Annotated in this window: 27 protein-coding genes; 1 reads left to right on the forward strand and 26 read right to left on the reverse strand. The window is 62.7% G+C overall.

Going from position 1 to position 25,133, the window contains the following annotated elements; genetic code table 11:
• Positions 1-45 precede the first annotated feature (45 nt).
• The 12 genes from QRN70_RS07615 to flhA all read right to left on the reverse strand — a co-directional run bounded on the left by QRN70_RS07615 (position 46) and on the right by flhA (position 13,644).
• Positions 46-1,038: a CheW domain-containing protein gene (locus QRN70_RS07615; RefSeq protein WP_285416738.1), complete on the reverse strand. Its 993-nt coding sequence runs from the start codon at positions 1,036-1,038 to the stop codon at positions 46-48.
• 105 nt (positions 1,039-1,143) lie between these two features.
• Positions 1,144-1,932, reverse strand: coding sequence for a ParA family protein (locus QRN70_RS07620; protein ID WP_227234849.1), 789 nt, complete (start codon positions 1,930-1,932; stop codon positions 1,144-1,146).
• A gap of 43 nt (positions 1,933-1,975) precedes the next feature.
• A complete protein-coding gene (gene motD / locus QRN70_RS07625; protein WP_285416740.1) occupies positions 1,976-2,866 on the reverse strand; it encodes a flagellar motor protein MotD in 891 nt (296 codons plus the stop codon).
• Between the two features lie 12 nt (positions 2,867-2,878).
• Positions 2,879-3,619, reverse strand: a complete 741-nt coding sequence (locus QRN70_RS07630; protein ID WP_285416742.1) for a flagellar motor protein — start codon at positions 3,617-3,619, stop codon at positions 2,879-2,881.
• On the reverse strand, positions 3,619-4,767 hold the full coding sequence (locus QRN70_RS07635) for a protein-glutamate methylesterase/protein-glutamine glutaminase (RefSeq protein ID WP_285416743.1): 1,149 nt from the start codon (positions 4,765-4,767) through the stop codon (positions 3,619-3,621). The genes QRN70_RS07630 and QRN70_RS07635 overlap by 1 nt, the downstream gene beginning before the upstream one ends.
• A gap of 49 nt (positions 4,768-4,816) precedes the next feature.
• Complete coding sequence (locus QRN70_RS07640; RefSeq protein WP_285416744.1) at positions 4,817-7,093, reverse strand: chemotaxis protein CheA; 2,277 nt, start codon at positions 7,091-7,093, stop codon at positions 4,817-4,819.
• Between the two features lie 39 nt (positions 7,094-7,132).
• A complete protein-coding gene (locus QRN70_RS07645; protein WP_007951961.1) occupies positions 7,133-7,921 on the reverse strand; it encodes a protein phosphatase CheZ in 789 nt (262 codons plus the stop codon).
• Positions 7,922-7,942: 21 nt separating this feature from the next.
• Entirely contained in the window at positions 7,943-8,314 is a 372-nt protein-coding gene (locus tag QRN70_RS07650) for a chemotaxis response regulator CheY (RefSeq protein ID WP_003183998.1), read from the reverse strand.
• A 167-nt stretch (positions 8,315-8,481) separates the two neighbouring features.
• Complete coding sequence (gene fliA / locus QRN70_RS07655; RefSeq protein WP_003222919.1) at positions 8,482-9,222, reverse strand: RNA polymerase sigma factor FliA; 741 nt, start codon at positions 9,220-9,222, stop codon at positions 8,482-8,484.
• A complete protein-coding gene (gene fleN, locus QRN70_RS07660; RefSeq protein ID WP_003222917.1) occupies positions 9,219-10,049 on the reverse strand; it encodes a flagellar synthesis regulator FleN in 831 nt (276 codons plus the stop codon). The genes fliA and fleN overlap by 4 nt, the downstream gene beginning before the upstream one ends.
• Before the next feature lie 113 nt (positions 10,050-10,162).
• Positions 10,163-11,503, reverse strand: a complete 1,341-nt coding sequence (flhF, locus tag QRN70_RS07665; protein ID WP_285416746.1) for a flagellar biosynthesis GTPase FlhF — start codon at positions 11,501-11,503, stop codon at positions 10,163-10,165.
• 11 nt (positions 11,504-11,514) lie between these two features.
• Complete coding sequence (flhA, locus tag QRN70_RS07670; protein ID WP_285416747.1) at positions 11,515-13,644, reverse strand: flagellar biosynthesis protein FlhA; 2,130 nt, start codon at positions 13,642-13,644, stop codon at positions 11,515-11,517.
• Positions 13,645-14,237: 593 nt separating this feature from the next.
• Here flhA and QRN70_RS07675 point away from each other — a divergent pair.
• Entirely contained in the window at positions 14,238-14,597 is a 360-nt protein-coding gene (locus QRN70_RS07675) for a DUF6124 family protein (protein WP_285416748.1), read from the forward strand.
• A gap of 174 nt (positions 14,598-14,771) precedes the next feature.
• On the opposite strand, the gene QRN70_RS07680 is transcribed toward QRN70_RS07675, so the two are convergent.
• The 14 genes from QRN70_RS07680 to fliJ all read right to left on the reverse strand — a co-directional run bounded on the left by QRN70_RS07680 (position 14,772) and on the right by fliJ (position 25,129).
• Positions 14,772-15,008 carry a hypothetical protein gene (locus QRN70_RS07680; RefSeq protein WP_285416749.1) on the reverse strand — a complete coding sequence of 79 codons (237 nt, stop codon included), beginning with the start codon at positions 15,006-15,008 and terminating at the stop codon, positions 14,772-14,774.
• A gap of 137 nt (positions 15,009-15,145) precedes the next feature.
• A complete protein-coding gene (flhB, locus tag QRN70_RS07685) occupies positions 15,146-16,285 on the reverse strand; it encodes a flagellar biosynthesis protein FlhB (RefSeq protein ID WP_285416750.1) in 1,140 nt (379 codons plus the stop codon).
• Between the two features lie 3 nt (positions 16,286-16,288).
• A complete protein-coding gene (gene fliR, locus QRN70_RS07690; protein WP_285416751.1) occupies positions 16,289-17,074 on the reverse strand; it encodes a flagellar biosynthetic protein FliR in 786 nt (261 codons plus the stop codon).
• 3 nt (positions 17,075-17,077) lie between these two features.
• Positions 17,078-17,347, reverse strand: a complete 270-nt coding sequence (gene fliQ / locus QRN70_RS07695) for a flagellar biosynthesis protein FliQ (protein WP_285416753.1) — start codon at positions 17,345-17,347, stop codon at positions 17,078-17,080.
• Complete coding sequence (gene fliP, locus QRN70_RS07700) at positions 17,344-18,102, reverse strand: flagellar type III secretion system pore protein FliP (RefSeq protein WP_285416755.1); 759 nt, start codon at positions 18,100-18,102, stop codon at positions 17,344-17,346. The genes fliQ and fliP overlap by 4 nt, the downstream gene beginning before the upstream one ends.
• Positions 18,102-18,548, reverse strand: coding sequence for a flagellar biosynthetic protein FliO (gene fliO / locus QRN70_RS07705; protein ID WP_285416757.1), 447 nt, complete (start codon positions 18,546-18,548; stop codon positions 18,102-18,104). Before fliO ends, fliP begins: the two co-directional genes overlap by 1 nt.
• Positions 18,549-19,007: a flagellar motor switch protein FliN gene (fliN, locus tag QRN70_RS07710; protein ID WP_502941538.1), complete on the reverse strand. Its 459-nt coding sequence runs from the start codon at positions 19,005-19,007 to the stop codon at positions 18,549-18,551.
• A 60-nt stretch (positions 19,008-19,067) separates the two neighbouring features.
• Entirely contained in the window at positions 19,068-20,036 is a 969-nt protein-coding gene (gene fliM, locus QRN70_RS07715) for a flagellar motor switch protein FliM (protein WP_008077655.1), read from the reverse strand.
• A gap of 9 nt (positions 20,037-20,045) precedes the next feature.
• Positions 20,046-20,549 (reverse strand): flagellar basal body-associated protein FliL, encoded by a 504-nt coding sequence (fliL, locus tag QRN70_RS07720; protein WP_285416762.1) that lies wholly within the window; start codon positions 20,547-20,549, stop codon positions 20,046-20,048.
• A 164-nt stretch (positions 20,550-20,713) separates the two neighbouring features.
• Positions 20,714-22,087 (reverse strand): flagellar hook-length control protein FliK, encoded by a 1,374-nt coding sequence (locus QRN70_RS07725; RefSeq protein ID WP_285416764.1) that lies wholly within the window; start codon positions 22,085-22,087, stop codon positions 20,714-20,716.
• 105 nt (positions 22,088-22,192) lie between these two features.
• Positions 22,193-22,540, reverse strand: a complete 348-nt coding sequence (locus QRN70_RS07730) for an Hpt domain-containing protein (RefSeq protein WP_285416765.1) — start codon at positions 22,538-22,540, stop codon at positions 22,193-22,195.
• A gap of 30 nt (positions 22,541-22,570) precedes the next feature.
• Positions 22,571-24,274, reverse strand: coding sequence for an ATP-binding SpoIIE family protein phosphatase (locus QRN70_RS07735; protein ID WP_285416766.1), 1,704 nt, complete (start codon positions 24,272-24,274; stop codon positions 22,571-22,573).
• Between the two features lie 5 nt (positions 24,275-24,279).
• Positions 24,280-24,585 (reverse strand): STAS domain-containing protein, encoded by a 306-nt coding sequence (locus QRN70_RS07740; RefSeq protein ID WP_285416767.1) that lies wholly within the window; start codon positions 24,583-24,585, stop codon positions 24,280-24,282.
• A gap of 94 nt (positions 24,586-24,679) precedes the next feature.
• Positions 24,680-25,129, reverse strand: a complete 450-nt coding sequence (fliJ, locus tag QRN70_RS07745; RefSeq protein WP_285416769.1) for a flagellar export protein FliJ — start codon at positions 25,127-25,129, stop codon at positions 24,680-24,682.
• Positions 25,130-25,133: the final 4 nt, after the last annotated feature.

The raw sequence follows: 25,133 nt of genomic DNA on the forward strand, positions 1-25,133 counted from the left end.
CGGTGTGTATTCCGTGCGCCGGCAGTTGCCTGCCGGCGCGTGTTTTTATGTCGGTTTGTGGTTCGGCTTACTGCCGGACATGTGCTTTGCCCCGCCGCTGGCGATCAACTCGGCCAGTGCGGCGACATCGAGCAAGGCGCACATGTGTTCAATCACCGTGCCGGCGAGCCATGGCCGCTGCCCCCGGTGACTTCTCCATTTGATTTCATTCGGATCCAGGCGCAACGAGCGGCTGACCTGATGCACCGCCAGGCCCCACTCGTAACCCTGTACCGAAATCACGTACTGCAGGCCCTGGCGGAAATCGTCGCGATAGCGATCCGGCATGACCCAGCGAGCGGTGTCCAGCACCTTCAGGTTGCCGGCCTGGCTCGGCAGAATGCCGAGGAACCACTCCGGCTGACCGAACAGCGGAGTCAGCTCGTGGCCGGCCAGTGAATAGATCGAGCCCAGGCACACCAGCGGTACCGCCAGGGTCAGCCCGGCGACATCGAACAGCAGGCATTCGAAGGCTTCGGCGGCCCACGCCGGACGCCCATCGGTTTCCACCGGTGGCGGCGTGTTGCTCGGCGGCAGGTGCACCTCCACCAGTGGCGGCACCCGCGTCTGTTCGACGGGTGCCGGCGCAACCGGCGCAGGTTCGGCCACGACCGGTTCCGGCGCGGTTTTCAGCAATTGGGTCTGCAGCAGCGGTGCGAGTGTCGAGACCGGCGCGCGAACGGGCTGCGGCTCTTCGATCAACGCAACCGGCGCCTTGGCGACCGGCGCGGCGGCAGGTGCGGCAGCAGGTGCAGCAGCAGGTGCAGCAGCAGGTGCAGCAGCAGGTGCAACGACCGGTTTCAGCGCTGTGTGCGCATCACGCGCCTGTTCTTCCAGCACCGCCGCCTGGAACTCGTCCAGCGCTGCCGCACTTTGCACAACGTCAGGCTGCGCCTCGATTGTCGGCGGCAGCTCCTCGGGAATTTCCTGCAGCAAACCATCCAGATAAGACTGCAGCGCCAACTGTGGACGCGAGGTGAGCTTGACTGGACGGTTCATCGGTCAACAGCACCAAGCAGGGAAACAGCGTCGTCTGTTTCGCGAGCAGGCTCGCTCCCACAGGATGTGTGCAGCTCGAACCGGCGCGATCGGGTCACGGTCATTTCAGGCCACCTGCGCAACGAGTTGCTGCGCCAGCAGATGCTTGAGCAACGCGCGGTAGGCCAGCACGCCGCGGCTCTTGCCGTCGAATTGCGAAGGCGTGACACCGGCCCGGCTGGCGTCGCGCAGACGGGTATCGACCGGGATATAACCCTGCCAGATCTCGTCGGGAAACTTGTCGCGCAACACGCGCAGGGTGCCCATCGACGCCTGGGTGCGGCGGTCGAACAGGGTCGGCACGATGCTGAACGGCAGCGCCTGTTTGCGCGAGCGGTTGATCATCGCCAGGGTGTTGACCATGCGCTCCAGGCCTTTGACGGCCAGGTGCTCGGTCTGCACCGGGATCACCAGTTGCTGGCTCGCGGCCAGGGCATTGACCATCAGCACGCCGAGCAATGGCGGGCTGTCGATGATCGCGTAATCGAAATCCTGCCACAGCTGCGCCAGACTCTTGGCGATCACCAGGCCCAGACCACTCTGCCCCGGCGACTGGCGCTCGAGGGTGGCCAGCGCGGTGCTTGACGGCAACAGGGAAATGCGTTCGTCGCTGGTCGACAGCAGCAATTGCCCGGGCAGGCCCTGCGGCACGCCGCCCTTGTGCAGGAACAGGTCGTAGTTGCTGTGTTCCAGGCTATCGGGGTCGTAACCGAAATAACTGGTCATCGAGCCGTGCGGGTCGAGATCGACCACAACCACGCGCTTGCCCGCCTCGGCCAGCAACCCGGCTAAAGCGATGGAGGAAGTGGTTTTACCGACACCACCCTTTTGATTGGCAACTGCCCAGACTCTCATTCGGATCATTCCTCCCGGCCGAGATGCTCGGCCGAGACATAGCTCAGCGTATTAATGCGGGCGACGGAGAATTGACGGCACTCTCGCGTCCCGGCGTCTTGACCGGGGTCGGTGCAGTTTGTGTGCCAGCGCGCTTCAGCGCGGCATCCGGTTGCGCATTGGCGGTCCCGGTACCGGTGAGGCTGCGGCGTACATCGAGGTTACGCGACACCACCAGCACCACGCGCCGGTTGCGCGCCCGGCCTTCGGCGGTGGCGTTGTTGGCCACCGGCTGGAACTCACCGTAGCCCACCGAAGCCAGGCGACCGGGGTTCACGCCCTGCATCGCCAGCATGCGCACGATGCTCGCCGAACGCGCCGAGGACAGTTCCCAGTTGGTCGGGTACTGCGCAGTTCGGATCGGCTGGTCGTCGGTGAAGCCTTCGACGTGGATCGGGTTATCGAACGGTTTGAGGATCGCCGCGACCTTGTCGATGATGTTGAAGGCGATATCGCTCGGCATGGCGTCGCCGCTGCCGAACAGCAGGCTGGAATTGAGTTCGATCTCGACCCACAACTCGTTGCCGCGCACGGTCATCTGGTTGGAGGCGATCAGGTCACCGAACGCGGCGCTGATGTCGTCGGCAATGCTTTTCAGCGGATCGCTGGCACCGGCGATGCCGGCGTCGACCTGCTCGGCATCCTTGACCAGCGGCTTGGCCGGGGTCACGGTCTTCGGCCGCTCTTCACCGATCGGGATCGGCTTGAGCGCGCGGTCGGAGTCGGTGAAGACGCCGATCAGCGCTTCGGAAATGATCTTGTACTTGCCTTCGTTGATCGACGAGATGGAATACATCACCACGAAAAAGGCGAAGAGCAAAGTGATGAAGTCGGCGTAGGAAACCAGCCAACGTTCATGGTTTACGTGCTCTTCATGCTGGCGACGACGTGCCATGAGGTCAGTCCCTTAATCCATGAAGCCTTGCAGCTTCAACTCGATGGAGCGTGGGTTTTCACCTTCGGCGATCGACAGAATGCCTTCCAACAACATTTCGCGATAACGCGACTGCCGCAACGCGATTGACTTGAGCTTGGCGGCCACCGGCAGCAGGATCAGGTTGGCGCTGGCCACACCGTAGATGGTGGCGACGAATGCCACGGCGATGCCGTTGCCCAGTTGCGACGGATCGGCGAGGTTGCCCATCACGTGGATCAGGCCCATCACCGCACCGATGATGCCGATGGTCGGCGCGTAGCCGCCCATGCTTTCGAAGACTTTGGCAGCTTCGACGTCGCGCGCTTCCTGGGTGTAGAAATCCACTTCGAGGATGCTGCGGATCGCTTCCGGCTCGGCGCCGTCGACCAGCAGTTGCAGGCCCTTGCGCGAGTAGCTGTCGGGTTCGGCATCGGCCACCCCTTCCAGACCCAGCAGGCCTTCCTTGCGGGCGGTGAGGCTCCAGTTGACCACGCGGTCGATGCCGCCGGCCAGGTCCACGCGTGGCGGAAAGAAGATCCAGGCAAGAATCTGCATGGCGCGCTTGAAGGCGCTCATCGGCGATTGCAGCAGCGCCGCACCGATGGTGCCACCGAGCACGATCAGCGCCGCCGGGCCGTTGGCCAGCGCACCGAGGTGGCCGCCTTCGAGGTAGTTGCCGCCGATGATGGCGACGAACGCCATGATGATCCCGATAAGGCTTAGAACATCCATCAGATACACGCCTCGACGATGTGCTTGCCGATGTCGTCCAGACCATAGACCGCGTCAGCCAGATCGGCTTTGACGATGGCCATAGGCATGCCGTAGATCACGCAACTGGCTTCGTCCTGGGCCCAGACCGAACTGCCGCCCTGCTTGAGCAGGCGCGCGCCTTCACGGCCGTCGGCGCCCATGCCGGTGAGTACCACCGCCAGAACTTTGTCGCCGTAGGATTTCGCCGCCGAACCGAAGGTGATGTCCACGCACGGCTTGTAGTTCAGACGCTCGTCGCCGGGGAGGATTTTCACCGCGCCGCGGCCGTCGATCATCATCTGCTTGCCACCCGGGGCCAGCAGCGCCAGGCCCGGACGCAGGATGTCGCCATCCTCGGCTTCCTTGACGCTGATGCGGCACAGCTTGTCCAGGCGCTCGGCGAAGGCCTTGGTGAACGCCGCCGGCATGTGCTGGATCAGCACGATCGGGGCCGGGAAGTTGGCCGGCAACTGAGTCAGCACCCGTTGCAGCGCCACCGGGCCGCCGGTCGATGTACCGATGGCCACCAGTTTGTAGGCCTTGCGTTTCGGTGCCGGCGACGAAGCGCTGGCGGCCGGAGCGCGCGCAGGTACTGGAGCCGGCGCCGGACGTGCCGGCGCGCTGGTGCTGTGACTGCTGCCGTGGCTGCCGAAACTCGACGGCGCCGGAGCAGGCGCAGGCGTCGGCGCTGCGGCCGGAGCCGGCGCACTGTAGGCACTGAACCGACGATTACTGCGCGAGATACTGTGGACCTTCTCGCACAGCAGTTGCTTGACCTTCTCGGGGTTGCGCGAGATGTCTTCGAAATTCTTCGGCAGGAAATCCACCGCGCCGGCATCCAGCGCATCCAGGGTCACCCGGGCGCCTTCATGGGTCAGCGAGGAGAACATCAACACCGGGGTCGGGCAGCGCTGCATGATGTGCCGCACTGCCGTGATGCCGTCCATCATCGGCATCTCGTAGTCCATGGTGATCACGTCCGGCTTGAGCGCCAGGGCCTGATCGATCGCCTCTTTACCGTTGGTGGCCGTGCCGACCACCTGGATGCTCGGATCCGCCGAAAGAATTTCCGAGACGCGGCGGCGGAAAAAACCCGAATCGTCCACCACCAGGACTTTGACTGCCATAAACACTCCATTAGGTGCGGCGGGGCGTTGGCGCCCCGCCGCCCCGGATTCAAATACGCCGTGCGGCGTAACGCTTGAGCATGCTTGGAACATCGAGAATCAGTGCAATGCGGCCGTCACCGGTGATGGTGGCGCCGGACATGCCCGGAGTTCCCTGGAGCATCTTGCCCAACGGCTTGATGACCACTTCTTCCTGGCCGACCAGTTGATCGACGACGAAGCCGATCCGCTGGGTGCCCACCGAAAGGATCACCACATGGCCTTCGCGCTGCTCTTCGTGAGCGGCGGAGCTGACCAGCCAGCGCTTGAGGTAGAACAATGGCAGCGCCTTGTCCCGCACGATCACCACTTCCTGGCCGTCGACGACGTTGGTGGTCGACAGGTCGAGGTGGAAGATTTCGTTGACGTTGACCAGCGGGAACGCGAACGCCTGATTGCCGAGCATGACCATCAGCGTCGGCATGATCGCCAGGGTCAGCGGCACCTTGATGACGATCTTCGAACCCTGGCCCTTGGTCGAATAGATGTTGATCGAACCGTTGAGCTGGGAAATCTTGGTCTTCACCACGTCCATGCCGACACCGCGGCCGGACACGTCGGAGATCTCGGTCTTGGTCGAGAAACCCGGGGCGAAAATCAGGTTGTAGCACTCGGTGTCGCTCAGACGATCGGCGGCATCCTTGTCCATCACCCCGCGTTTCACCGCGATCGAACGCAGCACGTTCGGGTCCATGCCCTTGCCGTCATCGGAGATCGACAGCAGGATGTGGTCGCCTTCCTGCTCGGCCGCCAGCACCACGCGACCGCCACGGGCCTTGCCCGACGCTTCGCGCTCTTCCGGCGACTCGATACCGTGGTCGACGGCGTTGCGCACCAAGTGGACCAGCGGGTCGGCCAGGGCCTCGACGAGGTTCTTGTCGAGGTCGGTTTCTTCGCCGACCAGCTCCAGGTTGATCTCTTTCTTGAGCTGACGCGCCAGGTCGCGAACCAGGCGCGGGAAGCGCCCGAAGACCTTCTTGATCGGCTGCATGCGGGTCTTCATCACCGCAGTCTGCAAGTCGGCCGTGACCACGTCGAGGTTCGACACGGCCTTGGACATGGCTTCGTCGCCGCTGTTGAGCCCCAGGCGCACCAGGCGGTTACGCACCAGCACCAGCTCGCCGACCATGTTCATGATTTCGTCGAGACGCGCGGTATCGACCCGCACAGTGGTCTCGGCTTCGCTGGCCGGTTTTTCCGCAGGCGGTGCGGCAGCGGCACGGGCCGGAGCCGGTGCAGCGGCGGCGGCCGGTTTCGGCGCTTCGGCTTTCGGCTCGGGCTTGGCGGCAGGCTTGGCAGCCGCTGCGGCCGGCGCCTTGGCGGCAGACGTGGCAACGGTCGAAGCGCTACCGGCGGTTACCACGGCGCCGGTGGCGACGTCGGTGAACTTGCCTTTGCCGTGCAGTTCGTCGAGCAGCGATTCGAATTCGTGGTCGCTGATCAGGTCACTGCCTGCCGCGGCAGCGGCTGGCGCAGCAGGCGTCGGCGCTGCCGCAATGGCCGATTCCAGCGCTTCGACGGCAAAGTTGCCCTTGCCGTGCAGTTGATCGAGCAGTGCTTCGAATTCGTCGTCGGTGATGTCCGAGCTGTCGCCGGCCGCCGGGGCTGCCGGGGCAGCCGCAGCAGGCGCCACCGCGTCGGCGGCGAACTGACCCTTGCCGTGCAACTGGTCGAGCAACGACTCGAACTCGGCATCGGTGATTTCATCGCTGGCGGCCTCGGCGGCCGTCTGCGCCGGTGCAGCGACCGCAGCCGGAGCTTCGGCCTCGGCCTTGACCGCTTGCAGCGAGTCCAGCAACTGTTCGAATTCGTTATCGGTGATGTCGCCCGAATCGCCTTCGACGACCAGTTCTTCGATCATCTCGGCCACCGGCGAAGCCACGGCCTCGTCCGCCGATTGCGGTTCGGCCAGGCGCGCCAGGGCGGCCAGCAGTTCCGGGGTGGCGGCGGTGATCGGGCTGCGATCGCGGACTTCGCTGAACATGCTGTTCACCGCGTCCAGCGCTTCGAGCACCACGTCCATCAGTTCTGCATCCACGCGTCGCTCACCCTTGCGCAGGATGTCGAACACGTTTTCGGCGATGTGACAGCACTCCACCAGCTCGTTGAGCTGAAGGAAGCCGGCGCCCCCTTTTACAGTGTGAAAACCGCGAAAAATTGCGTTGAGCAGATCTGCATCATCCGGGCGGCTTTCCAGCTCGACCAGTTGTTCGGACAGTTGCTCAAGAATCTCGCCGGCCTCAACCAGGAAATCCTGAAGGATCTCTTCATCGGCGCCGAAGCTCATTAATGGGGTGCTCCTACAGGTCTAAAAACCCAAAAAAACCTAAAATCCAAGGCTGGATAGCAAATCGTCCACATCGTCCTGACCGGACACAACGTCTTCTCGTTTATCGGCATGAATCTGCGGACCTTCACCCTGCGAGAGATGTTTTTGTGGATCTTTTTCTGCAAGCATCGCCGCGCGGTCGTGTTCGATGCCCGCAAAGCGGTCCACCTGGCTGGCCATGAGCACGAGCTTGAGCAGGTTGCTTTCGACTTCGGTGACCAACTGGGTCACGCGCTTGATCACCTGACCGGTGAGGTCCTGGTAATCCTGGGCCAGCAGGATGTCGTTGAGATTGCTCGACACCGCGCGGTTGTCCGCGCTGCTGCGTGCCAGAAAACCGTCGACCCGGCGTGCCAGTTCGCGGAACTCTTCAGCCCCGACTTCGCGGCGCATGAAGCGGCCCCAGTCGGCACTCAGGGCCTGGGCTTCATCGGCCAGGCCATTGACCACCGGTGTGGCGCTCTCGACCAGATCCATGGTGCGGTTGGCGGCGGCCTCGGTCAGCTTGACAACGTAACCCAGACGCTCGGTCGCATCGGTGATCTGCGACACTTCCTCGGCCTGCGGCATGTGCGGGTCGATCTGGAAATTGACGATCGCACTGTGCAGTTCGCGCGTGAGCTTGCCCACTTCCTGGTACAGGCCGCGGTCACGGGTCTGATTGAGCTCATGGATCAGTTGCACGGCGTCGCCGAACCTGCCTTTTTCAAGGCTCTCGACCAGTTCGACCGCGTGTTTTTTCAGAGTCGACTCGAAGTCGCCCTGTGAAGATTCTTTATGCTCCATAGCTCCCCCGGGGCGCGTACATCAGCCGATGCGTTCGAAAATCTTCTCGATTTTTTCTTTCAGCGCCTGGGCTGTGAAAGGTTTGACCACGTAGCCGTTCACGCCGGCCTGGGCCGCCTCGATGATCTGCTCGCGCTTGGCTTCGGCGGTCACCATCAGCACCGGCAGGTGCTTGAGCTTTTCGTCGGCACGCACGTGACGCAACAGGTCGATGCCGGTCATGCCGGGCATGTTCCAGTCAGTCACCAGAAAGTCGATGCTTCCGCTGTTGAGCACCGGAATGGCTGTGGTGCCGTCATCCGCCTCGACAGTGTTGGTGAACCCAAGGTCACGCAGCAGGTTCTTGATGATCCGCCGCATCGTTGAGAAGTCATCAACGATGAGGATTTTCATGTCTTTGTTCAATTCGACCTCCAAGCAGTCTTAAACGCGCCCAGCACCTGGACGCGCCATTTCAATCAATCCGGCAAAGCACTCGATGACTGTCTGGAGCACAACAGATCGAGACCGGTGCCGTTCACCACCGCACCAGCCTCGTTCGCAGTGTCCCCACACTGCCTTCAGCGCGCTCGCCACTCCCCCAAACGCCCCCGCAAGCGGGCCGCGCACTGGCTGTGTAACTGGCTGACCCGCGATTCACTGACGCCAAGGACTTCACCGATCTCCTTGAGGTTCAGCTCTTCGTCGTAGTACAGCGCCAACACCAGTCGCTCACGCTCCGGCAAATTGGCAATCGCGTCCGCCAGCGCGGCCTGGAAGCGCTCGTCTTCCAGATCGCGCGACGGCTCAAGATGAGCACTGGCGCCATCCTCGTGCAGCCCTTCGTGTTCGCCGTCCTGCAACAGGTCGTCGAAACTGAACAGCCGGCTGCCCAGCGTGTCATTCAGAATCCCGTAGTAATCGTCGAGACTCAATTGGAGTTCGGCCGCAACTTCGTGATCTTTAGCGTCACGGCCGGTTTTAGCTTCAATTGCGCGAATCGCGTCGCTGACCATCCGGGTGTTGCGGTGAACCGAGCGCGGGGCCCAGTCGCCCTTGCGCACTTCATCGAGCATGGCGCCGCGGATCCGGATGCCCGCGTACGTCTCGAAACTGGCGCCCTTGCTGGCGTCGTATTTGGTCGAGACTTCGAGCAGGCCGATCATCCCGGCCTGGATCAGATCCTCGACCTGCACACTGGCCGGCAACCGCGCCAGCAAGTGGTAGGCGATGCGCTTGACCAGTGGCGCGTAACGCTCGATCAACTCGTACTGCGCGTCACGTGCCGACTTCTTGTAGTAATTCATACCGCTGGCGGTCATAGCACAGGCCCTGCCGTTTGCTGCACGAGACGCTCGACGAAGAACTCGAGGTGCCCACGCGGGTTGGCGGGCAACGGCCAGGTGTCGACCTTCTGGGCGATGGCCTTGAACGCCAGCGCGCACTTGGAACGCGGGAAGGCTTCATAGACCGCACGCTGCTTCTGCACCGCCTTGCGCACGCTTTCGTCGTACGGCACCGCGCCGACGTATTGTAGGGCGACGTCGAGGAAGCGATCCGTGACCTTGGTCAACTTGGCGAACAGATTGCGTCCTTCCTGCGGGCTCTGGGCCATGTTGGCGAGGACGCGGAAGCGGTTCATGCCGTAGTCGCGGTTGAGCAGTTTGATCAGTGCGTAGGCGTCCGTGATCGACGTCGGCTCGTCGCAGACCACCAGCAGCACTTCCTGCGCGGCGCGGACAAAACTGACTACCGAGTCACCGATACCCGCAGCGGTGTCGATCACCAGGACGTCGAGATTGTCGCCGATGTCGCTGAACGCCTGGATCAGACCGGCATGCTGCGCCGGGCTCAGGTGCACCATGCTCTGGGTACCGGAAGCGGCCGGCACGATGCGGATCCCGCCGGGCCCCTGCAACAGTACGTCGCGCAGCTCGCAGCGGCCTTCGATGACGTCGGCCAGGGTGCGTTTCGGCGTGAGTCCCAGCAGAACGTCGACGTTCGCCAGACCCAGGTCGGCGTCCAGCAGCATGACCCGACGGCCAAGTTCTGCCAGCGCCAGGGACAAGTTCACTGACACGTTAGTCTTGCCGACGCCACCTTTGCCGCCGGTCACCGCGATCACCTGTACGGGATGCATGCTGCCCATGTTATTTCTTTACCTTGTCTTGCATAGACGGAGGCCACATTACTGGCTGCGCGTTCACAACCGGAACAATGCATGGCAGACCATCGATGTAGGTACAAAAACTGTTCATTACCTCAGCCAACCTGCTTGGTCGGGCTGTGGTAGATATCAGCGAACATGTCAGCCATGGCTTCTTCGCTGGGTTCTTCCTGCATTTGCACGCTGACGGCGCGGCTGACCAACTGGTGACGGCGCGGCAGATGCAGATCATCCGGAATCCGTGGGCCGTCGGTCAGGTAGGCGACCGGCAGTTCATGACTGATCGCCAGACTCAGCACTTCGCCAAGGCTGGCCGTCTCATCCAGTTTAGTCAGGATGCAGCCGGCAAGCCCGCAACGCTTGTAACTGTGGTAAGCGGCGGTTAGAACCTGTTTCTGGCTGGTGGTTGCCAATACCAGATAATTTTTTGAACGGATGCCACGCCCGGCCAGACTTTCCAGCTGCATGCGCAGGGCCGGATCGCTGGCCTGCAGGCCGGCGGTATCGATCAGCACCACGCGCTTGCGCAGCAGTGGATCCAGCGCCTGCACCAGGGACTGGCCCGGGTCGACGTGGGTCACCGAGACATTGAGGATGCGGCCCAGGGTCTTGAGCTGCTCCTGCGCGCCGATACGGAAACTGTCCATGCTCACCAGCGCGATGTTCTGCGCGCCGTACTTGAGCACGTAGCGTGCGGCCAGTTTGGCCAGGGTGGTGGTCTTGCCCATGCCGGCCGGGCCGACCATGGCAATCACACCGCCCTCTTCCAGTGGCTCGACGTCCGGCACCGAGATCATCCGCGCCAGGTGCGCCAGGAGCATGCGCCAGGCCTGGCGAGGCTCGTCGATATCGCTGATCAGCGCCAGCAGATCGCGCGACAACGGCCCGGACAGGCCGATGCGCTGCAGGCGACGATACAGATTGGCCTGGGCCGGGCGGCTGCCTTGCAGCTGATTCCAGGCCAGGGTGCCGAGTTGCACTTCCATCAGTTCGCGCAGGCTGTTGAGTTCGAAACGCATCGAATCCAGTGCCCGTGGGTCAACGCCGGCCGCGGCCGGTGCAGGCGCCGGTGCCGGACGATTCGGCGCAGCGTAAGTCGGTTCGGTCAGTGGTTCGGCAGCGGTCAGCGGCAGGCCGGCCGTCAGCGGCAGCCCGGAGAACAACTGGCGATTGGTGTTGCCGTCGGCCTCGCCACGCAGGCTCAGTTCGGCCTGGGCAGTGACGATGCGCGACTGGGTCTTGCGCAGCTCGTCCTCGAGTTCCATGTTCGGAACCCGCGGGGCCAGCGCGGACAGTTTGTAATCCAGCGCCGCCGTCAGCTCGACGCCGCCGGCAATGCGGCGGTTGCCAATGATGGCGGCATCAGCGCCCAGCTCATCACGAACCAGCTTCATGGCCTGACGCATATCGGCGGCGAAAAAACGCTTAACTTGCATAAACCACTACCTCAGCCGTTGGGCCCTACTGTCGCAACGATGGTCACTTGCTTGTTGTCCGGAATTTCCTGGTAGGCCAGCACATGCAGTCCGGGGACTGCCAGGCGGCCAAAGCGCGAGAGCATCGCGCGCACCGGGCCTGCTACCAACAGGATCACCGGCTGACCTTGCATCTCCTGACGCTGCGCCGCTTCGATGAGCGAGCGTTGCAGCTTCTCGGCCATGCTTGGCTCCAGCAGAACGCCCTCTTCCGAGCCTTGTCCTGCCTTCTGCAGACTATTGAGCAATATTTGTTCCAACCTTGGCTCCAGAGTGATAACTGGCAGCTCGGACTCAGTCCCTACAATGCTTTGCACGATCGCGCGAGATACGCCGACGCGCACCGCGGCCACCAAGGCGGCGGTATCTTGACTCTTGGCGGCGTTGTTGGCGATGGCTTCGGCGATGCTGCGGATGTCACGCACCGGCACATGCTCGGCCAGCAGCGCCTGCAGAACCTTGAGCAGTTGCGACAGCGAAACCACGCCCGGCACCAGCTCTTCGGCCAGCTTCGGCGAGCTTTTGGCCAGCAATTGCATGAGTTGCTGCACTTCTTCGTGGCCGATCAGCTCACTGGAGTGCTTGTACAGAATCTGGTTCAAGTGGGTCGCGACCACGGTACTGGCGTCGACCACGGTGTAGCCGAGCGATTGCGCCTGGGCGCGCTGACTGATTTCGATCCACACCGCCTCCAGGCCGAAAGCCGGATCTTTGGCGTTGATGCCGTTGAGCGCGCCGTAGACCTGGCCCGGATTGATCGCCAGTTCGCGATCGGGGTAGATCTCGGCCTCGGCCAGGATCACCCCCATCAGGGTCAGGCGATAGGCGCTCGGCGCCAGATCGAGGTTGTCGCGGATGTGCACGGTCGGCATTAGGAAGCCCAGGTCCTGCGACAGCTTCTTGCGCACGCCCTTGATCCGCGCCAGCAATTGCCCGCCCTGGTTGCGATCCACCAGCGGAATCAGGCGATAGCCGACTTCCAGGCCGATCATGTCGATCGGGGTCACGTCGTCCCAGCCCAGCTCCTTGGTTTCCATGGCGCGTGCCGGCGATGGCAGCAGTTCCTGCTGGCGTTTGACTTCCTGCAACGCCTGCACCTTGGCGGCGTTCTGCTTTTTCCAGAACAGGTACGCACCGCCGGCGGCCAGCGCGGCCATGCTCAGGAACGAGAAATGCGGCATGCCCGGCACCAGTCCCATGACCGCCATCAGGCCGGCGGCCACCGCCAGGGCCTTGGGCGAGGCGAACATCTGCCGGTTGATCTGCTTGCCCATGTCTTCCGAACCGGAGGCACGGGTCACCATGATCGCGGCAGCGGTGGACAGCAGCAGTGATGGCAATTGCGCCACCAAACCGTCACCGATGGTCAGCAAGGCGTATACCTTGCCCGCATCGGCGAAACTCATGTTGTGCTGGAAGATACCGACAGCCATGCCGCCGATCAGGTTGATGAACAGGATCAGCAGGCCGGCGATGGCGTCACCGCGGACGAACTTGCTGGCACCGTCCATCGAACCGTAGAACTCGGCTTCCTGGGCGACTTCCTGACGGCGCGCCTTGGCCTGGCTCTGGTCGATCAGGCCAGCGTTGAGGTCGGCGTCGATTGCCATCTGCTTGCCGGGCATCGCGTCGAGGGTGAAGCGCGCGCTCACCTCGGAAATCCGTCCGGCACCCTTGGTCACCACGACGAAGTTGATGATCATCAGGATCGCGAACACCACGATACCAACCACGTAGTTGCCGCCGATCACCACTTCACCGAAGGCCTGGATCACCTTGCCCGCAGCGGCGTGGCCGTCCTGACCGTGGAGCATCACCACCCGCGTCGACGCCACGTTCAACGCCAGCCGCAGCAGCGTCGCCACCAGCAGGATCGTCGGGAATACCGCGAAATCCAGCGGCCGCAGCGCGTACACGCAGACCAGCAGGACGACGATGGACAGGGCGATGTTGAAGGTGAAGAACACGTCGAGCAGGAACGGCGGCACCGGCAGCATCATCATCGCCAGCATGACCAGCAGCAACAACGGCACGCCCAGATTGCCTCGACTGAGGTCGGCAATGTTCGAGCGTGCGCTGTTGATTAACTGAGAGCGATCCACCGGTTTTCCCCGTTCCTTTAAAGCAAACTTTTGACGCCCGGAGCGGGCGCACGGCGGCTACTGCAAGAAGCTTTCCAACTTTTGCCAATGATCGAAACAGAGCGGATCAAGCGAAGGTTTTCTGCTGTTCGGGATACCGCTTTCGCGAGCAAGCTCGCTCCCACAGGGAAATGCATTCCAAATGTGGGAGCGAGCCTGCTCGCGAAGGGGACCGAACAGTCAGCAAAAAAACCCTTATGAACGCCGGCACCGAAAAGACACCTCCAGACACGCCTTCGAGGCTACGAATCCTTGCGTCATTGCCTACAGCCACGCCAGAATCCGCCGGCTTGTGCGCTTTAGGGTCGGGTTCTATCGTGGATCGGTCGCTGACGAATCAGCGATCGGGTTTAGCGACTCGCTCAGATTAAAGGTGCACCAGCGTTCCAGGCTTGGTTGTGGATCTGTATGTCTGCAATTTCGTTATGGTGGCTGTATGCGGGAGACCCTTGCGGTCTACCGGGTGCCTTTGACCGGTTCGCTAACCCGCGTACAGCCGCCACCTTACTGTTTAGCGACAGGATTCGGCGGCTCCACCCCAAAGGAGCTTCACCATGATCAAACCCACACCCAATCCACCGGAAACCGACCCCGCCTCGCCCTACGAATCCCTCGATTCCAGAAAGCTTCACGAAGCCGCCGACCGCGCCCTCGATCACTACCTCTGCGCACCCGGCTCCACTGCACCGTCCCGTCCCACCCGCAGGATGTACGCGGTGAACGCGGACTTCAAAAACGAGGACCTGCTGGCCGATGCCTGCGAAACGCTCGCTTCCGCCCGAGCCATCAGCAATGACTTCGCCCATCTCATACCGGCGTCGCAGCGCAGGACACTGCTGGGTATCGCGCAGCTGATCATGCTCGGCGAGCTGACGGTGAATCGGGTGATGGATAATCTGCAGTTGCCGCACTAGCACGGATCTGTGACAAGCCTTGTGCGGCGTTGTGGCTGCTGACGTCTTCGCGGGCAAGCCCGCTCCCACAGGCAATGGTGTCGATTACAAACCTGTGTTTACACGCCAAACCTGCCGCCTCGTTGAATCGGGGCGGCGGTTTTTTTTCGTTTCAACGGCTTTGCGATCGGTTGCTCAGTACCGGAGGATCTTCACCTTGCCATTCTTGTGCCTGGGCAATTCGAACTCGACCTCGCCGCCCACTCTGACATGCGCGTGAGGGCCATCGGGCAATGGAATGCTGAAGGGGTATTCTTTGGCGGTCAGACTAAAACCCGTGGCTTCGGCAAAGGAAAGGGATCGTCCCGACTGCTTCGGCGTGATGGTGCCTGTTCCGGTTTTTTCATCGTAGCTGCTGAAAATACCTTTCATTGCCCGCTCCCTTGGCCTCGCCTGCCTGACCGCGCGAGTACGCGCCGCACCTTGCATCAAACTGCAAAATCACGGCGCCTGCACCTGTCAGAGTTGACAGTAAAAGGGGGGCCCGGACAAACGGCTCAGCCGCCACCTCAGGAATCGCGGCGCAGATCCGGCGGGATCGGCAGGTCGTCCTTGAGCGGATCCGGACGCTTGCCCTTGCCCGCGCGGTACTGGCGGATCTGGTAGACGTAGGCCAATACCTGCGCCACCGCGAGGTACAAGCCACCGGGAATTTCTTGTTCGAGTTCGGTGGAGTAATAGATCGAACGCGCCAGCCCCGGCGATTCGAGGAGCATGACGTTGTTGGCCACGGCGATTTCGCGGATCTTCAGCGCGAGGAAATCGCTGCCCTTGGCCAGCAGCACTGGCGCCCCGCCCTTCTCCGAGTCGTACTTGAGCGCCACGGCGTAGTGCGTCGGGTTGGTGATGACCACGTCGGCGTCGGGAATCGCCGCCATCATGCGCCGCTGCGACATCTCGCGCTGGGTCTGGCGAATGCGCTGCTTGACCTCCGGCCGCCCCTCCTGGTCCTTGTGTTCGTCGCGCACTTCCTGCTTGGTCATCAGCAGCTTCTTGTGGCTTTCCCAGAGCTGCACCGGCACGTCGACGGCGGCGATGATGATCAGCCCGCAGGCCATCCACAGCGAACTCCAGCCAACCAGCACCACGCTGTGAATGATCGCCTGTTCCAGCGGCTCATGGGCAATACGCAGGAGGTCGTCGACGTCACCGGACAACACCACCAGCGCCACCGCCAGAATGATCAGAAACTTGGCCAGCGCCTTGAGCAGTTCGACCACCGACTTCATCGAGAACATGCGCTTGAGCCCGGCGCCGGGGTTCATCCGGCTGAACTTGGGCGCCATGGAACCGGCGGCGAACAACCAGCCACCGAGGGCGATGGGCCCCACCAGCGCCGCCAGGAGCAAGGTGATCATGATCGGCTGGATCGCCAGCAGCGCTGTCAGCCCGGAATTCATCAGGAACGTCGCCATCGAGCGTTCGTCCATGATCACTTCGCGGGTCAGGGTGAAGTTCACCCGCATCAGCTCCATCAGGTCCTGCGCCAGCATGCCGCCAAAGACCAGCAACGCGCCGGAACCGGCGAGCATGATCGCCAGCGTGTTGAGCTCCTTGGAGCGCGCAATCTCGCCCTTTTCCCGAGAGTCCTTCTTGCGCTTCTCCGTGGGGTCTTCTGTTTTATCCTGACCGCTTTCGCTCTCGGCCATGACTCAGCGCGCCTGTGCCAGTTCGCGTAAAAACTGCAGGGCCTGGGCGGCCAGCGGTTGATACTGATTGAGGATGTCCGCCAGGCCGACCCAGACGATGAACAGGCCGAGCACCAGGGTCAGCGGGAAGCCGATCGAGAAAATATTCAGTTGCGGCGCCGCGCGCGTCATCACACCGAAAGCGATGTTGACCACCAGCAGCGCGGTGATCGCCGGCAACACCAGCATCAGCGCCGCGCCGAGCACCCAGCCGAGCTTGCCGGCCAGCTCCCAGTAATGCGCCGTCATCAGGCCGCCGCCGACCGGCAACGTGGTGAAGCTTTCGGTGAGCACTTCGAAAACCACCAGATGCCCGTTCATGGCCAGGAACAGCAGGGTCACCAGCATGGTGAAAAACTGCCCGATCACCGCCACCGACACGCCGTTGGTGGGGTCGATCATCGAGGCGAAGCCCATGCCCATCTGAATCGCGACGATCTGCCCGGCCACCACGAAGGCCTGGAAGAACAGCTGCAGGGAGAACCCGAGCACCGCGCCGACCAGGATCTGCTCGGCAATCAGCAACAGGCCGCTCAGATCCAGCGCATGCACCGCCGGCATCGGTGGCAGGTTCGGCGCGATGACCACCGTGATCGCCAGCGCCAGGTACAAGCGCACGCGCTTGGGCACCAGCGTGGTACCGAAGACCGGCATCACCATCAGCATCGAACCGATGCGAAACAGCGGCAGCATGAACGTCGCCACCCAGGTGCTGATCTGCGTATCGGTCAACTGCAGCAGCGATTGCATGGCTCAGCCGATGACCAGCGGGATGTTTTTGTACAGCGCGATGATGTATTCCATGAACGTCTGTACCAGCCACGGGCCGGCAACGATCAGGGTCACCAGCATCACCAGCAGGCGCGGCAGGAAGCTCAGGGTCTGTTCGTTGATCTGGGTGGCCGCCTGGAACATCGACACCAGCAGCCCCACCAGCAGGCTCGGCACCACGAGAATGGCGACCATCATGGTGGTCAGCCACAGGGCCTCGCGAAAGATGTCGACCGCAACTTCTGGCGTCATGGCGAAACACCTCCGAAACTGCTGGCCAGGGTGCCGATAATCAGCGCCCAGCCATCCACCAGCACGAACAGCATGATCTTGAACGGCAGGGAGATAATCAGCGGCGAGAGCATCATCATACCCATCGCCATCAGCACACTGGCCACGACCAGGTCGATGATCAGGAACGGAATGAAGATCATGAAGCCGATCTGGAACGCGGTCTTCAGTTCAGACGTGACGAACGCCGGCACCAGGATGGTCAGCGGCGCCTGATCCGGAGTGGCGATGTCGGTGCGCTTGGACAGGCGCATGAACAGCTCCAGATCGCTGGAGCGGGTCTGCGCGAGCATGAAGTCCTTGATCGGCACCTGAGCCTTTTCCACCGCCTGCTGGGCGGTGAGCTTCTCCGCCAGGTACGGCTGCAGGGCGTCGTTGTTCACGCGGTCGAACACCGGCGCCATGATGAACAGGGTGAGGAACATCGCCATGCCGGTGAGAATCTGGTTCGACGGCGTCTGTTGCAGGCCCAGGGCCTGACGCAGGATCGAAAAGACGATGATGATCCGGGTGAAGCTGGTCATCAGAATGACGAACGCCGGAATGAAGCTCAGCGCCGTCATGATCAGCAGGATCTGCAGGCTGACCGAATATTCCTGCGCGCCGTCGGCGTTGGTGCCCAGCGTGATCGCCGGAATCGACAACGGATCGGCGGCGAACGCCAGTGGCGCGGCCAGCAGCAGGGCCAGGGTCAAGACGATGCGCAACGCACCCATTACTTCTTATCCTTCTGATCCTTGCCGAGCATCTTCAACAGATGCTGGGCAAACTCCGGGGTCGCTTTTTCGCTGGAGGCCGGCAGTTCGATCGGCTCCTTGAGTACGTGCAGCGCGGTGATCGTGCCGGGGCTCAGACCGAGCAGGATCTGCTCGTTGCCGACCTGCACCAGCATCAGCCGGTCACGCGGACCGAGCGCGCGGGAACCGATCAGCTCGATCACCTGACCCTTGCCTGCCGGACCGACCTGCTGCACCCGGCGCAACAGCCAGGCGAGAAAGAAGATCAGGCCCAGCACCAGCAGCAGGCCGAAGACCAGTTGCGTCAGTTGCCCGGCAACGCCGCTGCCGACCGCTGGCGCCACCGCCGCCGCAGGATTCGCCGCCGGCTCGGCGGCCATGACGCTGAACGGCAGCGCCAGCACAGCCCAGAGGAACCTTTTCACTCAGCGCAGCTTCTTGATGCGTTCGCTTGGGCTGATCACGTCGGTCAGGCGGATGCCGAACTTTTCGTTGACCACCACCACTTCACCGTGAGCAATCAGGGTGCCGTTGACCAGCACATCCAGCGGCTCGCCGGCCAGGCGATCGAGCTCGATCACCGAACCCTGGTTGAGTTGCAGCAGGTTGCGGATGTTGATGTCGGTGCTGCCGACTTCCATCGAAATCGATACCGGGATGTCGAGAATCACGTCCAGGTTCGGCCCGTCGAGGGTCACCGGGTCGTTGTTCTTCGGCACGCTGCCGAACTCTTCCATCGGCAGGCGGTTGCCGCTGGCGGCACCGGCATCGGCGGCCAGCAGCGCGTCGATATCGGCCTGCCCGGCGTCGCCGGTTTCTTCCAGGGCCGCAGCCCACTCATCGGCCAGAGCCTGATCGTCCTGGGTGTTCATATCGTCGTTCATCATTTGTCCTCGGCGGGCAAAAAAACCGGTAGAAATTCAGGGGAGTTGTGCGGCGCCGCTTCAGCGGCGCTCGATCGGCTCGATCACTTGCAACGCGAGGTTGCCTTTGTGCGAGCCCATCTTGACCTTGAAGGCCGGCACGCCGTTGGCGCGCATGATCATGTCTTCCGGCATCTCGACCGGGATCACGTCGCCCGGCTGCATGTGCAGGATGTCGCGCAGTTTCAACTGACGACGGGCCACGGTGGCACCGATCGGTACGTCGACATCGAGCACGTCCTGGCGCAGCGCATTGACCCAGCGCTCGTCCTGGTCGTCGAGGTCGGACTGGAAACCGGCGTCGAGCATTTCCCGCACCGGCTCGATCATCGAGTACGGCATGGTCACGTGCAGGTCGCCGCCACCGCCATCGAGCTCGATGTGGAACGTCGACACCACAATGGCTTCGCTCGGGCCGACGATGTTGGCCATGGCCGGGTTCACTTCCGAGTTGATGTACTCGAAATTGACTTCCATGATCGCCTGCCAGGCTTCCTTCAGATCGATGAAGGCCTGTTCCAGCACCATGCGCACCACGCGCAGCTCGGTCGGGGTGAATTCACGCCCTTCGATCTTGGCGTGACGGCCGTCGCCGCCGAAGAAGTTGTCCACCAGCTTGAACACCAGCTTGGCGTCGAGGATGAACAGCGCGGTGCCGCGCAGGGGCTTGATCTTGACCAGGTTGAGGCTGGTCGGTACGTACAGCGAGTGCACGTATTCGCCGAACTTCATCACCTGCACGCCACCGACGGCAACGTCCGCCGAACGGCGCAGCATGTTGAACATGCTGATGCGGGTGTAGCGGGCAAAACGCTCGTTGATCATCTCCAGGGTCGGCATGCGTCCACGGACGATGCGATCCTGACTGGTCAGGTCATAGCTTTTGACACTGCCGGGTTCGGCAGCGTTATCGGTCTGTACCAGACCATCGTCGACGCCATGCAACAGCGCGTCGATTTCATCCTGGGACAGCAGATCCTGCACGGCCATGTCGTGTTCCTACTGCAATACGAAATTAGTGAAAAGCAACTGTTCGATCACCACTTTGCCCAGCTCTTTCTGCGCCACTTCCTGGACGCTGGCCGTGGCTTTCTGGCGCAGCATCTCCTGACCGACCGGGGTCGCCAGCGTGGCGAAATCCTGACCGGAAAAGAGCATCACCAGGTTGTTGCGGATCACCGGCATGTGCACCTTGAGCGCTTCCAGATCAGCCTGGTTGCGCGCCAGCATGGTGATGCTCACCTGCATGTAGCGTTGACGGCCGTTCTGGTTGTAGTTGGCAACGAACGCCGGGGCCATGGGCTCGAAGATCGCCGGCTGCTTGCCGACCGGGGCGGTCTCAGCAGCAACGGCAGGCTTGCTCTGGGCGCTGTGCATGAAGTACCAGGTCGCCCCCACGGACGCGCCAATGGCCAGCAGCAGGGCCAGCACGATCACAATGATCAGCTTGAGTTTGCCTTTGGTTGCGGGGTCTTTTACTGCTGCAGCTTCGCTCTTCGCCATGCCAATAATCCGTCACTAATCGGGTTTTCACAGTCGCACGGCAAGGCAAGAGCAAGTGTTATGCCAGAAGTATCGGAGCGTTGGAGGCGCGGGATGGATGAATCGATGCAAGCCCTGTGGGAACTGGCTTGCCAGCTCCCACAGGTTTTTGTGGAGACTTTGAATCAGGCGTAGTAGTCGACCGCGCTGCTGCCGATCACGCTGGTGGTTTGCGCCGCCGCTTCAGCCACCGCGGCCGGCGTCAACTCTTCTTCCGCCGAATCGAGGCGACCGCCGGCAGCGCTGGTGCGCCCACTCTGGCCCTGTTGCGCCTGTTCCTGGCCCTGCCCCTGCCAGCCACGGTTCTGGTCGGACACATTGACGTCGACCTGGCCCATGCCCTGCTGGGTGAACATCTCGCGCAGTCGGTGCATCTGGCTGTCGAGGGCTTCACGCACGCTCGGATGCGCGCTCATGAACGTCACCTGGGTCTGCTGGTCCGGCACCATGTTCACGCGGATGTCGAGGCGACCGAGTTCGGCAGGCTGCAACTGAATGTCGGCCGCTTTCAGGTTGGTGCTCGACAGGTACATGACCCGGTTGACCACTTCCTCGGTCCAGCCGCTCTGATGCATGGCGATCGGCTGGTTCACCGGCAAGGCATTGGCGGTTTTCGGCGTGGCAGCCTGGGTCAGCGCGGCCAGGCGGTTGGCGAAATCATCGACGCGGGTATCGCTGGTGGCGCTTTTCAGGTCCTTCAGGCCATCGTCGATCAGGCCACTGAAAGCCTTCTCCCCGTCCTGGCGGGTGCTGTCCTTGTCGGCCTGCACATCGAGCATGCTGGCCATGCCGGCGGCAAAGTTCTGCGCCGAGGTCAATTCACCGTCGGCCTGGGCCTGAGCCGGTGTGGCCTTGGCCGGCGACTGGCTGGACGCGGAGATGTGCCCGCTCTGCTCCATCGCCATGCGCACGGCCGGCAGGGCATCGAGCGGATCGGCTTCGGGGTCGAAATCGCTGTCGGTGCTGGCCGCGGGGTCCTTGACGGCCCCCGGCAGCACGGCCAGCACCGGCGCGTCAGTCTTGGCCTGCGCCGCCGGATCGACGGCCGGCGTCTGCACTACCGGGGCAACGACCGGCTGCGCCGCCTGAAGCATGGCCGGGTCCAGCGCCGGGTCGACTGGCGCGGCATCGGCCACTGGCGCTTGCTGCGCGGGGTCGGCACTGTCGTTGTCGGCGGCGCTGTCGGTGTCGCGGGTGGAAGCGACCGTGTTGTCGTCAGGCAAGGCATTGCCGCTATCGGCAACGGTCTTGTCAGGGGCGGCAGACTGATCCTTGCCGACCTCCTTTTTCGCGCTGCTGTCCGCGGCCTTGTCCCGCACCGGTTTGACCAGACTGTCGGCGACCGGCGAAGTCTTTTTCTGCCCCTGGTCAGCGAACACCTGAGCGAAGCTTGAGGCCTTGTCCATGGGCTCTGCGGGCGCTGTCGAGGCTTTCGCGGAGGCGGCTTGCGCCTTGGCCTGGGCGGCGCTCTGAAGAAGAATGTTGGGGGTCGCAGGCATGACAGGGTCTCCGCTGCACGGGGATCGTAGGTACAGTTGCGAGAGATGACTGCAAGTGCCGGGCCACTTTCGTCAAAGACCTGACGAAACTGCCCGGCGGTTGACTCAGTGGGTCAGCGAACGCTGCCGCTCGGCTTCATAGACGGGGCGCACATCGGCGAACTCGTCATGAATGTCGGCGACCAGTTTGATGATTTCCGAAGGGCTCTTGTCACGGGCGTGCAGCTCGAGCTCATGGCACAGCTCGGCCAGCCGGGTCGCGCCCATGTTGCTGCTGCTGCCCTTGAAACTGTGGGCGACGTACGCCAGCACTTCGGCATCGGCGGTCTTCTGCAACTCGCGCAGGCGCGTCTCCGAATCCGTCAGGAAGGTATCCAGCAATTCCGGATAATTGTCCTCCATGACTTCGTGCAACGCGCTCAGCACGTCGCGATCAACTTGGATGTCAGCCACTTGTTCACTCCTTGATCAAGAATGCGCGGATTATGCCAGAGCGTCCCAGATAAACTCCACGTGGGCACTGCGACCATCGTCTGACCAACCGGCATTTCGCCCCAATTGCCGGACCAGGCTGACACCACGCCCCGACAGACGGACATCGTCGAGCGGTCGCTGCATCACCCGCGCCACGTCGAAGCCCTTGCCACTGTCTTCGACCCGAATGGCCAGGCAACCGCCCTCGCCCTGCGGCGTGACCCGCAAATGCACGCGCACATAACCGTCCTGCAAGGCTTCGAGACGTGCATTGCGTTGCTCATAATAGCGCGCGAACCCTACGGCATCGCGCTTGAGGCTGGAGTCGAGCCCCAGCACCCCATGCTCCAGGGCATTGGAATACAGCTCGGCGAGCACGCTGTACAGCGCACCGCCCTGTGAACGCAGGCCGTGCACCTCCAGCAGCAGTTGCAGCAGGTAGGGCAACGGGTTGAAGCGCTTGAGCGTGGCACCGCGAAATTCAAAGCTCACCGACCAATCCAACGGACTGGACTGGCCACTGTCGGAATACACCGGCGCCGTCGGATTGACCTGCGCCGCCTCGAGCAGGCTGACCTCGACCATGCTCACGTCGTCGCGGGCCTCGCCACCGAAATCGTGCAGGGCCTGCTCGATCTCGGTAAACAGCCGATCCGGCTCACGATTGGCAGCAAACAGCCGCTGCAGACGCTCGACACCGAACAACTGCTCCTCGGCATTGCAGGTGTCGATCACCCCGTCGGACAGCAGAAACACCCGATCGCCGACGGCCATCGAATGCACTTCGGTGCGGTCATTGAACGCTTGCGGACTGAGCACGCCCAGCGGCAAATGCCGCGCTGCCAGGGGCGTTCGCTCGCCCGTGGCGATGCGATGCAGATAGCCGTCGGGCATGCCACCGTTCCATACCTCCACCGAGCGCCGCTGGAAACTCAGGCTCAACAGCGTCGCGCAGCAGAACATGTCGACCGGCAGGATGCGCTTGAGCTTGGCATTCATTTCCCGCAGGGTTTCCGCCAGGCCGTAGCCCTTGGCGGTCATGCCGTAGAACACTTCGGCCAGTGGCATCGCGCCGACCGCCGCTGGCAGGCCATGGCCGGTGAAGTCGCCGAGCAGCACGTGCATGTCGCCCGCCGGGGTGTAGGCCGCCAGCAGCAGGTCGCCGTTGAACAGCGCATACGGCGATTGCAGATAGCGGATGTTCGGCGCACTGAGGCAGCCGGAATGCGCGACTTTGTCGAACACCGCCTTGGCCACGCGCTGTTCGTTGAGCAGGTAATCGTGATGCTTGGCGATCAGGTCGCGCTGCTGCAGTACCGTGGCCTGCAGGCGCCGCAGACGATCCATCGCCTTTATTTTGGCGGCGAGGATCACCTGGTTGTAGGGCTTCGCCAGAAAGTCGTCGCCACCGGCGTCCAGGCAACGGGCCAGGGCCTCGCTCTCGGTCAGCGAGGTGAGGAAGATGATCGGCACCAGGCTCTCCCCCGCCAGCACCTTGATCTGCCGCGCGGCCTCGAAGCCATCCATCACCGGCATCATCGCGTCCATCAGCACCAGATGCGGTTGTTGGCGGCGAAACACCTCCACTGCTTCGGCACCATTGGCGGCCGTCAGCACGGCATGCCCCTGGCGGCGAACGATGGTCGACAACAGCAGCCGGTCAGCGGCGCTGTCTTCGGCGATCAGGATGGTCAGGGGCTCTTGCGGCTGCATGGCCGTCAACTGATATCGAACAGTTTGTCGAAATTGGAGATGGCGAGGATCTTGCGCACGTCGGAGTTGCTGTTGACCACGCGCACGTCCGAGTCGTCGCCCCCGGCGTGATCGCGCAGCAGGAGCAGCATGCCCAGCGCCGAGCTATCCAGGTAAGTGGCTTCTTTCAGATCGACCACGATGGAATCGGGCCGCTGATCAAGTCGCTCGTAAGCTTCGCGAAACTCCTGATGGCGCCCGAAATCGAAGCGCCCCTTGACCGAAATCGTCAGTTTTTGACCATCCGAAGAGACTTCTGTAACGACTGACATGACTGGCTTCCTTGTCATTGACGAACGTGTACAAGGTTTAGCACCTGGTAGGCGCAGGGGCAAGGTGCAATGCAGAACCGGTTGCGGGGCCTGGTCAGAATGGATCGTGACGTGGCAGGCGCTGGGACAACTCATCGAGCAGCTTCTGCTCGCGCTTGTCCTCGAGCCGCTGCGCTTCTTCGCGGTAGCGTTGGACCAGTTTGCGCAAGCCTTCGACGCGGGCAAACGCCTGCTGCCAGGCTTCGCGCGCCTTGTTCAGGTTGTTCTGGTGCCAGTTGAGGCTTTGCCGCTGCTGATCGACGGCGGTGTCGAGTTGCGCCAGGAAGCCCTGGAAACCGAGCAGCCACTGCCCGGTAACGCCGGTGCTGCCGCGCACGATCCATTGTTCGGAATAATCCAGGCGAAACGCCTGAAGGTCGGCGAGCTTGCTTTCGGCAACCTTCACCTGCCCCTGGAAATAACCCAGGCGCTGCACGGCGGTTTTCTCGGCCTTCTCGGCCATTTCCACCACCGGCGCCAGACGCGCGGCTCGGCTCAGGGCCATGGGC

It is taken from the genome of Pseudomonas sp. efr-133-TYG-5 (genome assembly GCF_030209175.1).
Classification (GTDB): domain Bacteria; phylum Pseudomonadota; class Gammaproteobacteria; order Pseudomonadales; family Pseudomonadaceae; genus Aquipseudomonas.

Coding starts and splice junctions, on each gene's coding strand:
- QRN70_RS07615 (WP_285416738.1), bottom strand. CDS start 1,038: ATGAACCGTCCAGTCAAGCTCACCTCGCGTCCACAGTTGGCGCTGCAG.
- QRN70_RS07620 (WP_227234849.1), bottom strand. CDS start 1,932: ATGAGAGTCTGGGCAGTTGCCAATCAAAAGGGTGGTGTCGGTAAAACC.
- motD (WP_285416740.1), bottom strand. CDS start 2,866: ATGGCACGTCGTCGCCAGCATGAAGAGCACGTAAACCATGAACGTTGG.
- QRN70_RS07630 (WP_285416742.1), bottom strand. CDS start 3,619: ATGGATGTTCTAAGCCTTATCGGGATCATCATGGCGTTCGTCGCCATC.
- QRN70_RS07635 (WP_285416743.1), bottom strand. CDS start 4,767: ATGGCAGTCAAAGTCCTGGTGGTGGACGATTCGGGTTTTTTCCGCCGC.
- QRN70_RS07640 (WP_285416744.1), bottom strand. CDS start 7,093: ATGAGCTTCGGCGCCGATGAAGAGATCCTTCAGGATTTCCTGGTTGAG.
- QRN70_RS07645 (WP_007951961.1), bottom strand. CDS start 7,921: ATGGAGCATAAAGAATCTTCACAGGGCGACTTCGAGTCGACTCTGAAA.
- QRN70_RS07650 (WP_003183998.1), bottom strand. CDS start 8,314: ATGAAAATCCTCATCGTTGATGACTTCTCAACGATGCGGCGGATCATC.
- fliA (WP_003222919.1), bottom strand. CDS start 9,222: ATGACCGCCAGCGGTATGAATTACTACAAGAAGTCGGCACGTGACGCG.
- fleN (WP_003222917.1), bottom strand. CDS start 10,049: ATGGGCAGCATGCATCCCGTACAGGTGATCGCGGTGACCGGCGGCAAA.
- flhF (WP_285416746.1), bottom strand. CDS start 11,503: ATGCAAGTTAAGCGTTTTTTCGCCGCCGATATGCGTCAGGCCATGAAG.
- QRN70_RS07675 (WP_285416748.1), top strand. CDS start 14,238: ATGATCAAACCCACACCCAATCCACCGGAAACCGACCCCGCCTCGCCC.
- QRN70_RS07680 (WP_285416749.1), bottom strand. CDS start 15,008: ATGAAAGGTATTTTCAGCAGCTACGATGAAAAAACCGGAACAGGCACC.
- flhB (WP_285416750.1), bottom strand. CDS start 16,285: ATGGCCGAGAGCGAAAGCGGTCAGGATAAAACAGAAGACCCCACGGAG.
- fliR (WP_285416751.1), bottom strand. CDS start 17,074: ATGCAATCGCTGCTGCAGTTGACCGATACGCAGATCAGCACCTGGGTG.
- fliQ (WP_285416753.1), bottom strand. CDS start 17,347: ATGACGCCAGAAGTTGCGGTCGACATCTTTCGCGAGGCCCTGTGGCTG.
- fliP (WP_285416755.1), bottom strand. CDS start 18,102: ATGGGTGCGTTGCGCATCGTCTTGACCCTGGCCCTGCTGCTGGCCGCG.
- fliN (WP_502941538.1), bottom strand. CDS start 19,007: ATGAACGACGATATGAACACCCAGGACGATCAGGCTCTGGCCGATGAG.
- fliM (WP_008077655.1), bottom strand. CDS start 20,036: ATGGCCGTGCAGGATCTGCTGTCCCAGGATGAAATCGACGCGCTGTTG.
- fliL (WP_285416762.1), bottom strand. CDS start 20,549: ATGGCGAAGAGCGAAGCTGCAGCAGTAAAAGACCCCGCAACCAAAGGC.
- QRN70_RS07725 (WP_285416764.1), bottom strand. CDS start 22,087: ATGCCTGCGACCCCCAACATTCTTCTTCAGAGCGCCGCCCAGGCCAAG.
- QRN70_RS07735 (WP_285416766.1), bottom strand. CDS start 24,274: ATGCAGCCGCAAGAGCCCCTGACCATCCTGATCGCCGAAGACAGCGCC.
- QRN70_RS07740 (WP_285416767.1), bottom strand. CDS start 24,585: ATGTCAGTCGTTACAGAAGTCTCTTCGGATGGTCAAAAACTGACGATT.
- fliJ (WP_285416769.1), bottom strand. CDS start 25,129: ATGGCCCTGAGCCGAGCCGCGCGTCTGGCGCCGGTGGTGGAAATGGCC.